Origin of the sequence: Bradyrhizobium sp. JR4.3 (assembly GCF_040547695.1) — a bacterium.
GTDB classification, from domain to species: Bacteria; Pseudomonadota; Alphaproteobacteria; order Rhizobiales; family Xanthobacteraceae; genus Bradyrhizobium; species Bradyrhizobium canariense.
Genome location: NZ_JBEPQF010000012.1, coordinates 192,605 through 204,267, shown reverse-complemented (window position 1 = coordinate 204,267; position 11,663 = coordinate 192,605). Strand labels below are relative to the sequence as shown.

Here is an 11,663-nt window from a genome sequence, read left to right as displayed (position 1 = left end):
CATGACGTCGTCCGCGGTGACATCGGCCGATATTGCAAGCGATGCGCCTCGCAGCGATTACGGCCGCGTGCTCGAGCAGCGGGAGCGCCGGTTTGCAGCAGCCTTGCTCGCGCCGGCATTTCTCGCGCTGCTCGCCACGACGACGTTTCCGCTGATCTTTCTGGTTTATACCAGCACGTTCCGGATGGATCTCGCGATGCCGTTCACCAACGGCTTCGTCGGATTCGAGAACTATCAGGTGCTGCTCTCCGACGAGCGCTTCTGGTCGTCACTGCTGGTGAGCCTCGTCTACACCGGGGCGACCGTGGCGTTCCAGGTCGTCATCGGGCTGGCGCTGGCGCTGCTGGTCATGGACATGAAGCGCGGGCAAGGCTGGTTCAGAGTCATCGCGATCCTGCCCGTCGTGCTGTCGCCGGCCGTGGTCGGCATGATCTGGCGTACCTTCATGCTGGCACCGGAGTTCGGCATTATCGATTACCTCGCCATCAACTCCGGTCTCGGCAGCAAGAACTGGCTCGGCGATCCCACGCTTGCGATGGTCTCGGTGATCGCGATCCATACTTGGCAATGGACGCCGTTTGCGTTCATGGTGCTGCTGGCCTCGTTGGCGTCACTGCCCGAGGACATCTATGAGGCCGCGCGGCTCGATCGTGCCTCGGCTTGGCAGCGGTTCCGCCGCATCACCCTGCCCTTGCTCCGTCCGGCGATCGTGATGGTCATCATCATGCGAACCATGGTGGCGCTGACTGCGTTTGCTGCGATCTTTACCGTGACCGCTGGCGGCCCCGGCACAGCGACCGAGATCCTCAATCTCTACGCCTACCGCAAATCCTTCACCGAGCTGTCGATCGGTTACGGCTCGGCGCTCGCGGTGGCGCTGCTGATCGTGACCATCATCATCTCCGGTATCCTATTTGCGATGCGGAGGGCGAAGTGACGGCAAAGCGCCTTCGCATTATCGCCCTGCTCGCGATTTCCATGGTCTTCCTGCTGGCCTGGGCCTTCCCGATCATCTGGAGCGTGCTCAATTCGCTCAAGACCGATTCCGATGTGCTCGCCTACCCGCCCAAGCTGGTGTTCACGCCGAAGCTAGACGCCTATCGCGATGTACTGTTCGGCTCGGGATCGATCCTGCCGAACCTGCTTTCCAGCACAATCATCGCAGTCGGCACCACCATCGTCACCATGCTGATGGCGGTGCCTGCGGCCTATGCGCTGGCGCGCCTGCGCTTTCGCCGCAAGAAATTCGCGGGCTTCTATGTCCTGGCGACGCAGATGCTGCCGCCGGTCGGCATCATTATCCCCTACTTTCTGGTGCTGCGAAACATCGGCTGGATCGACACCTATCAGGGCATCATCCTGATCTATCTGTCGTTCTCCCTGCCCTTCGCGATCTGGCTCTTGGTCTCCTATTTTGAAGACATTCCCTTCGAGATGGAAGAGGCCGCCTACCTAGACGGTGCCAGCCGGCTAAAAACCCTGTGGCGGATCATCATCCCGCAGGTACGCGGCGGCATAGCCGTGACCGTCGTGTTCGTATTCCTCAATGCGTGGAATGAATTCCTGTTCGCCGTTGTGCTGAGCGGCAACACGGTGCGTCCCGTCACGGTCGCCATGTTCAATTTCGTCTCCGTCGAGCAGACGCTGTGGGCCAAGCTCGCAGCGGTCTCGGTCCTCGCCATGCTTCCGGTCGTCGTGCTTGGCGTGGTCGCGCAGAAGCATATCGTGAAGGGCCTGACGGTCGGTGCAGTCAAAGGCGGAGGGCGCCGATGAGCGGCCAGGGTCAGGTCAGTTTTCGTAACATCGTCAAGATGCATGGCGAATTTACCGCGCTCAAGGGCGTAAACTTCGACATCAAGCCGGGGGAATTTTTCGCCCTGCTCGGTCCCTCCGGCTCGGGCAAGAGCACGACCCTGCGTATTCTCGCCGGTTTAGATGCGCCAACCGCCGGCCACGTGCTGATCGACGACAAGGACGTCACCTCGACCGATGCGCGCGACCGCGACATAGCTATGGTATTCCAGAGCTACGCGCTCTACCCGCACATGACGGTCGCCCAAAACATCGCCTTTCCGCTGGAGATGTCGAAGCTGCCGAAGTCCGAGATCGCCCCCGCGGTCAAGGATGCCGCGCGAAAAGTGAAGATCGATCATTTGTTGGATCGCAAGCCGGGTCAGCTCTCGGGCGGCCAGCAGCAGCGCTGCGCGCTCGCTCGCGCGATCGTGCGCAAGGCGCGCCTGTTCCTGCTCGACGAGCCCCTCTCTAATCTCGACGCCAAGCTTCGGCTGGAGACCCGTGCCGAACTGAAGAAGCTGCAACGCTCGCTTGGCGTGACTGCCGTCTACGTCACCCACGACCAAGAAGAAGCCATGACGCTCGCCGACCGCATGGCGGTGTTCATGAGTGGCGAAATACAACAGGTCGGCACGCCCGCAGAAGTGTTCGCCTGTCCGAACTCGATCGATATCGCCGGGTTCATCGGCAATCCCCCGATGAACCTCGTTCCTGCCCGATATGTCGACGGCGACGTGATCATTGCCGGGCATCGTCTCAAGACTACGGCCAGAATTTCCGGAGAGCGCGATGTGGTCGTGGGCATTCGTCCGGGCGCCTTGCGTATGACGGAAGGCGGACTAGGTGCACGCGTCGACCTGATCGAGGATCTCGGCGATACCGCCGTGCTCGATCTCGACTGCGCCGGCACCATGATCCGCATGCGCGTCAGCGACGGCAACATTCCCGGCGAGGGCGACACGATCTCGATCACCGCCCGTCCCCAGGACATTCACTTGTTCGATCCCACGACCCGCATGCGGCTCTGACACCATGGCTGTTCAAACGCGCAAGAAGAAACCCGCTCCGCTCGGCAGCGATGTGGCCACAGAGGCATCGATGCCCCTGCACATCCGGATCCGCGAATCCATCCGCAGCCAGGTGCGCGACGGCAAGCTGATCGACGCGGCCGGACGCCTGATGACCGAAGCCGAGCTCGGCCGTCACTTCGGCGTCAGCCGCATCACCATCCGCAATGCGATCGCTCCCCTGGTGAACGAAGGCATGTTCGACCGCTCGCGCGGTCGCGGTACTTTTCTGCGCTCGAACCAGCCCGAAAACTGGGTCGGCCACCTCATGGGTTTTTCGGAAACCATCCGCGACGCTGGCTACCAGGCCGGTGCAAAGATCCTGCAGCAGGGCATGACCAACCGCCATGATCCCGCCGTTCGCGAGCAGCTGCGCGAGCGCGCCGTCTGGCAACTCAGGCGCTTGCGGTTCGCGGATGACATACCGATCGCGATCGAGCACGCCTTCTATCCGCCGGACATCGGTCTCGAGCTCGAGAAGCGGGATCTGATATCGATCATTATGTATCGCGTTTTCGAGGACGAACTCGGCTTCGCCATTAAGGACGCACAGCAGACCATCAGCGCCGATCTCGCTGATGCCAGCAGCGCAAAACTGCTCGGCGTGAAGGTCGGCTCGCCCCTGCTCGCGATCGAGCGCGTCACCTTCGGCAAGGACGAACGGGCACTGGAGCTTCTCCGCGCCGTTTATCTGCCGAAATATTTCAGCCTCAGCATCAGCCTGACGCGCCGCCATTCCTGACGAAGCCAAACGTCACTAACGAGGATACAAACATGCCGAATGGCGCCAAAACTCCCGACAGCCCCAACATCCTGCTCATCCTCAACGACGACATGGGCTTTTCGGACATCGGCTGTTACGGCGGCGAGATCCAGACGCCGAACCTCGATCGTCTTGCGGCGAACGGGTTGCGTTACTCACAATTCTACAACACCGCGCGCTGCAGCCCGTCTCGCGCCTCGCTGCTCACCGGCCTGCATCCGCACCAGACCGGCATCGGTATCCTCACCTATAGCAACGGTCCGGAAGGCTATGCGGGCAATCTGAACAAGAGTTGCGTGACAATCGCGGAAGCGCTCAAGAGCAAGAACTACACGAGCTATCTCAGCGGCAAGTGGCATATCGCAAGCAGCCTCACCGCTCCGACCGATGCCTGGCCGATGCAGCGTGGCTTCGACCATTTCTATGGCACCATCATCGGCGCCGGCAGCTTCTATCACCCGAATACGCTGACCCGCGGCAACGACAATATCGAGCACGAGGCCGTCAAGGACCCGTCGTTCTTCTATACGGATGCGATCAGCGACCAGGCTGCCGCCTTCATCCGTCAGCACAAGGCGGAAAAGCCCAACGCGCCGTTCTTCCAGTACGTCGCCTACACCGCCCCGCACTGGCCGCTCCACGCCCATGACGAGGACATAGCAAAATACAAGGGCCGCTTCGACGCCGGCTGGGACAAGCTGCGCGAGGAACGCCTCAAGCGCCTCGTCGAGGACGGCATCATCCATCCGAACTGGCGCCTGACGGACCGCGATCCGACCCAGCCCGCGTGGACCGACGCCGAGCAGCGCGAATGGACGCTGCGCTGCATGGAGGTTTACGCGGCCCAGATCGACCGGATGGACCAGGGCATCGGGCGAATCCTGAAGGCGCTGGAAGAGACCGACCAGATCGACAACACGCTGATCATCTTCCTCTCGGACAATGGCGCGTGCGCCGAAGACATTCCGGAAGGCGTCACCGCGAAGGAGCTGGTCGACCAGCTCATGATCGCTCAGGCAAAGACCCGCGACGGCAGGCCGGTGCGCTTCGGCAACGATCCAAGCCTTATGCCTGGCGGCGAAGACACCTACCAGAGTTACGGCACCGCCTGGGCCAATCTCTCCAACAGCCCGTTCCGGCTCTACAAGCACTGGGTCCACGAGGGCGGTATCGCCACGCCGTTCATTGTGCACTGGCCGCGCGGCATCTCCGAGAAGGGCGGCCTGCGGCACAATCCAAGCCAGCTCACCGATGTGATGGCGACCATCCTCGACGTCACCGGTGCCACCTACCCCAGTGAATACAACGGCAACACTATTTTGCCCTGCGAGGGCGAGAGCCTGGTGCCATCTTTCGCGGCGGCCTATGGCAATCGCGGCCCGCTGTTCTGGGAGCATGAAGGCAATGCGGCCGTGCGCGTCGGCAAGTGGAAGCTGGTGCGGAAATATCCCGGCCCCTGGGAACTCTACGACATGGAAACCGATCGCACCGAGATGAACGATCTGGCTGCGCAGCATCCGGATCGCGTCCGCGAGATGGCGGCGCAGTATCAGCAATGGGCCAATCGCTGTGGCGTGATCCCGCGCGAGAAGATTCTCGAACTGATGAAGGCCGAGGGCGGCACGGCCTTCTGGGAGGAAGAAAAGCAGACGTAGGACATGACGAAGGACCGCTCGCATTGCTGCCCGCAAGGCGCCACCGGCAAAGGCCCGGCGTCGGCCGATGATGCACAACCGGCGATCGTTCCGAGTTCAACTGCGATTCCGCGCCGCTGGAGCTCACCGATTGGGGGGACCTTCCACATGGGATCTGCCGACCGGGGCTTCGTTGAAGATGGCGAAGGCCCGGTGCGGCCCGTCACGCTGTCGCCGTTCGCTATTGCCTGTCACGCCGTAAGTAACCTGCAGTTCGGCGACTTCGTCCGTGCCACAGGCTACACAACCGAAGCCGAACGCTACGGCTGGAGTTTCGTCTTCGAGGGGCTCCTGCCGGAAGAGACGCACACGGCGCAAACGGCGCGCATTCGCGAAACGCCCTGGTGGATTCGGGTGTTGCATGCTTACTGGGCGCAACCGGAGGGCCCGTCGAGCAACATTCTGGACCGGCTCGATCATCCGGTCGTCCATGTCTCCTGGAATGACGCTCAGGCCTATTGTGCGTGGTCGTGCACGCGGCTTCCGACCGAAGCGGAATGGGAGATGGCCGCGCGTGGCGGCCTCGACAGCGCGACCTTTCCATGGGGCAATGAGCTTCAGCCCGGCGGCGAGCACCGCTGCAACATCTGGCAGGGCGATTTTCCGAGCCGCAACACTCTGGACGACGGCTACCTCGGCACGTCGCCCGTCCACGCCTTTGCGCCGAACGGGTATGGCCTGCACAATGTCGCCGGAAATGTCTGGGAATGGTGTGAGGACTATTTTTCGCCGAGTTCTCACCGCCTCACAACATCTCACGATCCCTTGAACCGCGAACTAGCCCCGAACCGCTCGATGCGCGGCGGATCCTTCCTTTGCCACGCATCCTACTGCAACCGCTACCGCGTCGCGGCGCGAAGTTCCAATTCACCCGATTCGTCATCGAGTAACATCGGCTTCCGTGTCGTGCGCGCTGAACCGCCGCGGGATCCGGTATAGGATGGCGCCAGCCCCACATGCCGCTAAGCCGGCTCAAGCTCCCGGCACCCGTTTGCTGCCGCTCTTTCTGCGCAACTTCGTGCGCAATCGCGAGACCGGCCTTGTGCTGGTCGCCATTGTCGTCGGACTGCTCAGCGGCGTTCTCGTCGCCACAATCTCGGGCCTCAGCCAGGTTTCACATGCGCTGCTGTTCGATATTCCCTTCGACGCACATCTCAGCGCCACCGGTGTGATTTCCTGGCAGCGAACGCTGCTGATCCCAATGCTCGGCGGCCTGGTGCTCGCGCTGATCGGGCTGTACTTCGCCCGGCGCGTGAAGGGCCAGCAGCTCGCCGACGCGATCGAGGCGAACGCGCTCTATGGCGGCCGGGTATCGTTTCGCGGCAGCTTGCTAATCTCGGTCCAGACCCTGCTCTCCAACGGCTTCGGCGGGTCGGTCGGACTGGAAGCTGGCTATACCCAGATCTGCGCGATGTTCGGCTCTCATATCGGCCAGCGCCTGGCCGCCCGACGTAACGACATGCGGCTCCTGGTCGCCTGCGGCGCCGCCGGCGCGATCAGCGCCGCATTCTCTGCACCTCTGGCTGGCGCCTTCTACGCCTTCGAGGTCGTGCTGGGCGCGTATACCTCCGCCGCACTCGTTCCCGTTACCGCAAGCGCTGTTACTGCGTGGCTGGTCGCGCGGCAATTGACGCACCAATCGTTCCTGATGGTGCCCGGCTTCCCCTCGCCGGTGTCCGTCGAGATGATTGGGCAAACCGTGCTGATCGGCGTCATCTGCGCTTTTGCCAGCATCCTCGTCATGCTCGCAGTCGCGTTCTCAGAGCGGTGCTTTCAGCGCATCGCGGCATTCAAGGGGTTTATGCGGCCGATCCTCGGAGGCTTGCTGCTCGGCGGTTTTGCTCTGCTGACGCCGACCGTGCTGGGCGCCGGCCACGGCGCGATGCAGATCCTGCTTGTCAGCAATCCGACCTGGCTCCTGCTCACCACGACCATCGTGTTCAAGATCCTGGCCTCAGCCATCTCGCTCGGTTCTGGGTTTCGTGGCGGACTTTTCTTCGCTTCGCTGCTGCTCGGCGCGTTGATCGGGCAACTCTACAGCATCGTGCTGACTGGCCTCTTTCCTACGCTCGCCCTGCAACCGGGTACCGCTGCCATTGCCGCGCTGGCTGCACTGGGCACCGGCGTACTGGGCGCGCCGTTCAGCATGGTCTGTCTCGCGCTCGAAATCACCGGCGACTTCTCCGTCACCGTTGGTGCGGTAGTCGCATCATCCGTCTGCGCGCTCATTGTCCGCGAGCTTTTCGGCTACAGCTTTGCGACGTGGCGCTTCCATTTGCGGGGCGAGGTCATCCGTGGCCCCCAAGACATCGGCTGGGCCAGGCAAATGAGCGCTGCCTCCTTGATGCGGACGGACTTCGAGAACGCCCCGACGACAATGCCGATCGGCGAGGCACAAAGGCTGTTTTCTCCGGCACTGGTACGCCAGATCGTGCTGCGTGATCCCAACGAGACTTATGCCGGCATCGTTCCGGCCGCCACGCTGCATTCGGCCGCCAACAGAGATGACGAGCCGCTCGGATTGCTGGCGCAGCAACAGGATGAATGCCTGTTTCCGACTACGTCGGTTCGCGAGATCCTGAAAGCCTTCGAACGCAGCGAGGCAGATGTCCTTGCAGTCGTTGACCGCGCTGACAGTCGGACAGCGATCGGAACGCTAAGCGAATCCCACGTGCTGCGGACCTATGGCGAAGAACTTGAACGTCGGAACCAGGAATTGTTTTCCCGGTAGACGGTCAAAGTCCGGGTTTGAGCATGACTTTGCCCGAAAGCCGCTCCGCGCTCTTGCGGATTAGGCTCTACGGCCGCAGGTCCATGTCGATACGCACGAAATCACCGCGATAGGTGACCTCGCCGAGATAGATCACGGTGCGGTCGCTCGTTGTGAAGACACGACGGACTTCGGCCACGGGCGAGTTCAGCGGCACGCGCAGCAGCCGCGCCGCCTCGAGATCCGCGGTGCCGATCGTCAGCGTCTGACGGGCGCTGGCGATCGCGGGATCCCTGAGATCGTTGAGGATCGGGATCACGGTCTCATTGCGGAAACGCTTTGGCGACCTGCGAAAGATCTTCTCGTCGAGATAGATGGAAATGACGCAGTAAGGCAGCTTCCGGCGTGAGTGCAGGCGGCGCATGAAGACGTATTTCTCGGCCGGCTTGCCGTCTTCGGGAAGCAGCGGCGCATTACTGCGGCTCTCCGAGATGTTGATGATCTCCGGCGAGGTGTCGCGGTACATGTCCGCAAGATCGGACAGCGTAGTCTCGACCTTGAGCCAGCGATCCTGCCGCACGGTGCCCGTGACAAACGTGCCTCGTCCCTGCTGGGCCTCGATGACGCCGTCGCGGGCAAGCAGCTCGACCGCCTGACGGATCGTGACACGCGACACGCCGAACTCGGCCGCAAGGTCTTCGTTGGCTGGCAGGCGAAAGCCATGGGTCCAGGCGCCGCGCGCGATCCGCTGGCGGAAGATGTCGGCGATCTGCGCGTATTTGGGGACGTGACTGTCGGAACTCAATTCCATCTCGTCCTCCCGATTCAGAGCCGCGCCATCAGGCCATGACCAGCGCAGCGCCACGTTCGCCGATCATCAAGCTGGCTGCATTGGTGTTGGCCGAAGTGATCTGCGGCATCACCGAGGCGTCGATCACGCGGAGCCGCTCGACGCCGCGCACGCGCAGCTGCGGATCGAGCACCGCTCGCTCGTCCCGGCCCATACGACAGGTCCCGACACAGTGGAACACCGTGCCACCCGTGGTGCGCGCAAAATCCCACAGCCCGGCATCATCTCTTGCTGCGTCTCCTGGTACCACCTCGACGTCCCACAGCGGACGAAACGCCTTCTGTTGATAGATTTCGCGCAAAATCTTCAGGCCCGCAACGATGGTCTTGCGATCGATTTCCTCGGCGAAGTAGTTCGGCGCGATCCGCGGCTGCTCGAATGGATCGGTTGAGCTGATCGCAAGCCGGCCGCGCGACTTTCCGTGGCATTGCCAGACCGAAGCCGTGAATCCGGAATAGGTGTGAAGGGGCTCACCAGGCTTGTCGACCGACAGCGGCATCACGTTGAACTGCACATCCGGTCGGTCGCCGACCGCGTATTCGGTGCAGGCTGCGCCGCCCACCTGCCCTGCGCCAACAGTTAACGGGCCGCTGCCTGCCAGCATCCATTGCAGGCCCATCCTCGCAAGCTCGACCGGATTTCGGACCTGATCGTTGAGCGAGATCCGCTCCTTCAGTCGGACGATCAGCCGGGCCTGATAATGGTCCTGAAGATTGGCGCCGACTTCCGGAGCATCGGCAACGACGGGAATGCCTAGCTTGCGCAGTAGATCAGCCGGACCGACGCCGGAGAGCTGGAGGATCTGCGGCGACTGCAGCGCCCCGCCCGACAGGATCACCTCGCGATCGGCTGTCGCGCGGTGCACCTGTCCCTTGCTGACCCATTCGACGCCGGTCGCGACGTTACCGTTAAAAACGACCTTGCTGACGTGCGCATGGGTAATGACGGAGAGGTTCCGACGGCCGGCAACCGGTTGCAGAAACGCAGAGGCGGAGCTGGTCCGCCAGTGGCGCCCGATTCCGAGCTGGTAAGTGCCGACGCCAAGCGTGGTTGCGCCATTGAAGTCCGGATTGCGTGGCAGGCCGAACTGCGCGCCCGCCTCGACCCAGGCCCTGGATGCCGGATTGTCATTGCGGAGATCGGAGACCTCGAACTCGCCGAGGCCGCCGTGAAACTGGCTCTCGCCGCCGCGGTAGCGTTCGTAGCGGCGAAAATACGGCAGGACGTCACGATAGCTCCAGCCATCGGCGCCAAGGCGTTCCCAGTCGTCGAAATCCGCGTGCTGGCCGCGGATGAAGATCAGGCCATTAATCGACGAGGATCCGCCGAGCACACGGCCGCGCGGCCACACGATCGCGCGGCCGCCGCTGCCTTCCGACGGCTCCGTCCTGAACAGGCGCGAGAAACGTTCGTTGTAGATGGTCCGATAGTACCCGACCGGAAGCCTGAGCCAAAAATTCCGGTCCGATCCACCGGCTTCCAGCAGCAGCACGCGGCAGGCGGGATCGGCCGACAGCCGGTTTGCGACCACGCAGCCCGCCGAGCCCGCGCCGACGATAATGTAATCGTAGCCCTGCGATGACATCACGCGGCCCGGTACTGTTCGATCGACGCAAGATCAGGCGTGAGCCCAAGACCTGGCCCGTCGCCGAGTTCGATCGCACCGTCCCGGACATCAAGCACGGGGCCACAGAAGCGATCGCGCAGCGGGTTCTCATTGCAATCGACTTCCAGCAGCCCGTCGCCACCGATGCCAGCCAGAAGATGGGCCGATGCGAGAAGTCCGATGCCGGCACCAAGATAATGTGGACAGAACATCTTGCCTGACTGCAGGATATCGCGGGCGATGCCCGAGCAAGCCGAGAGTCCACCCCATTTTGCGATGTCCGGCTGGACAACGCCGAGAACCGGCTCACTCAGCACCTCGGCAAATCCGGCGTGGCTGGCGATGTTCTCGCCGGCCGCGAGCGGAAAGCTGATTATCTGGCGGAGCTGCTTCCACTCCTGCCGCGGGCGGTCGGCGCGGATCGGCTCCTCGAGCCAGCCAAGGCCGAACGCCTCCAGCTGCGGAGCAAGCTCAAGCGCCTGCGCGATGGTCCAGCCTTGGTTAACGTCAGCGGCGAGCAGGCCTTCGCCAACAAGCCGCCGTAGGGCCGCCAGATTGGCACGGTCGGCCAACGGATCAAATCCTATCTTCAGCTTCAAGGCGCGGTAGCCGCGCGCGAGGGCTGCCTCTGCGGCTCGCTCTGAGCCGGCTGGGTTGATGCCGCTGGCGTACACCTTGATCTTGCTCCCGGATCCGCCGAGCAGCTTCCACAGCGCAACGTTCTGGCGGCGCGCGTGGAGATCCCAGATAGCAAGATCGATGCCGGCGATCGCCTGCGCGAACGGACCCGCTTCGCCGGATTGCAGTGCGAGCACCGAGGTTCCCTGCGTCAGGCGCTCGAAAGCGGCCGGCGGCTCCTGCGCCTTAAATCCGACAAGGGCCGGCGCGAGCACCTCGTTGACCAGCCGGACACGATGCTCGGCGCCCGGCGCTGGAAAATTGCACCACACTTCGCCCCAACCCAGGTGACCATCCGTATCCTCGACTCGAACGAAAACGGCTGGCCGATCCGCCATCCGCCCGAACGAGGTGATGACGTGTGTCGTCAACGGATAGCGATAGCCGAAAGCCTGGACGCTGCGAATGGTGAAGGGCGGCGATGTCATGCGCGGAAGGCCTGCGATGCCTATGACCAAAGGCGCTCTTGTCTGGTCATCCTATTTATAATATGAGTTCGAA

At 62.8% G+C, this 11,663-nt stretch carries 10 protein-coding genes; 7 read left to right on the top strand and 3 right to left on the bottom strand.

Features of this window, described 5'->3' with window-relative positions; translation table 11 throughout:
• Window position 1 precedes the first annotated feature (1 nt).
• The 7 genes from ABIB91_RS20840 (at window position 2) to ABIB91_RS20810 (ending at window position 8,049) form a co-directional block, all read left to right on the top strand.
• Window positions 2-937 carry a carbohydrate ABC transporter permease gene (locus ABIB91_RS20840; RefSeq protein ID WP_354165132.1) on the top strand — a complete coding sequence of 312 codons (936 nt, stop codon included), beginning with the start codon at window positions 2-4 and terminating at the stop codon, window positions 935-937.
• Window positions 934-1,773, top strand: a complete 840-nt coding sequence (locus tag ABIB91_RS20835; RefSeq protein WP_354165130.1) for a carbohydrate ABC transporter permease — start codon at window positions 934-936, stop codon at window positions 1,771-1,773. Before ABIB91_RS20840 ends, ABIB91_RS20835 begins: the two co-directional genes overlap by 4 nt.
• Window positions 1,770-2,822, top strand: coding sequence for an ABC transporter ATP-binding protein (locus ABIB91_RS20830; protein ID WP_354165127.1), 1,053 nt, complete (start codon window positions 1,770-1,772; stop codon window positions 2,820-2,822). The genes ABIB91_RS20835 and ABIB91_RS20830 overlap by 4 nt, the downstream gene beginning before the upstream one ends.
• A 70-nt stretch (window positions 2,823-2,892) precedes the next feature.
• Window positions 2,893-3,603 (top strand): GntR family transcriptional regulator, encoded by a 711-nt coding sequence (locus tag ABIB91_RS20825; protein ID WP_354165124.1) that lies wholly within the window; start codon window positions 2,893-2,895, stop codon window positions 3,601-3,603.
• Window positions 3,604-3,635: 32 nt separating this feature from the next.
• Complete coding sequence (locus ABIB91_RS20820) at window positions 3,636-5,279, top strand: arylsulfatase (RefSeq protein ID WP_354165121.1); 1,644 nt, start codon at window positions 3,636-3,638, stop codon at window positions 5,277-5,279.
• A gap of 3 nt (window positions 5,280-5,282) precedes the next feature.
• A complete protein-coding gene (locus ABIB91_RS20815; protein WP_354165118.1) occupies window positions 5,283-6,257 on the top strand; it encodes a formylglycine-generating enzyme family protein in 975 nt (324 codons plus the stop codon).
• Between the two features lies 1 nt (window position 6,258).
• The gene (locus ABIB91_RS20810) at window positions 6,259-8,049 is read left to right on the top strand and encodes a chloride channel protein (protein WP_354165115.1); all 1,791 of its coding nucleotides are present in this window, start codon (window positions 6,259-6,261) and stop codon (window positions 8,047-8,049) included.
• 67 nt (window positions 8,050-8,116) lie between these two features.
• On the opposite strand, the gene ABIB91_RS20805 is transcribed toward ABIB91_RS20810, so the two are convergent.
• Genes ABIB91_RS20805 through ABIB91_RS20795 form a run of 3 tightly spaced genes read right to left on the bottom strand, consistent with a single transcriptional unit; the run spans window position 8,117 to window position 11,590 of the window.
• Complete coding sequence (locus tag ABIB91_RS20805) at window positions 8,117-8,839, bottom strand: GntR family transcriptional regulator (protein ID WP_354165112.1); 723 nt, start codon at window positions 8,837-8,839, stop codon at window positions 8,117-8,119.
• A 28-nt stretch (window positions 8,840-8,867) separates the two neighbouring features.
• On the bottom strand, window positions 8,868-10,463 hold the full coding sequence (locus tag ABIB91_RS20800) for a GMC family oxidoreductase (protein ID WP_354165109.1): 1,596 nt from the start codon (window positions 10,461-10,463) through the stop codon (window positions 8,868-8,870).
• The gene (locus tag ABIB91_RS20795; RefSeq protein WP_354165106.1) at window positions 10,463-11,590 is read right to left on the bottom strand and encodes a mandelate racemase/muconate lactonizing enzyme family protein; all 1,128 of its coding nucleotides are present in this window, start codon (window positions 11,588-11,590) and stop codon (window positions 10,463-10,465) included. Before ABIB91_RS20795 ends, ABIB91_RS20800 begins: the two co-directional genes overlap by 1 nt.
• Between the last annotated feature and the right edge of the window lie 73 nt (window positions 11,591-11,663).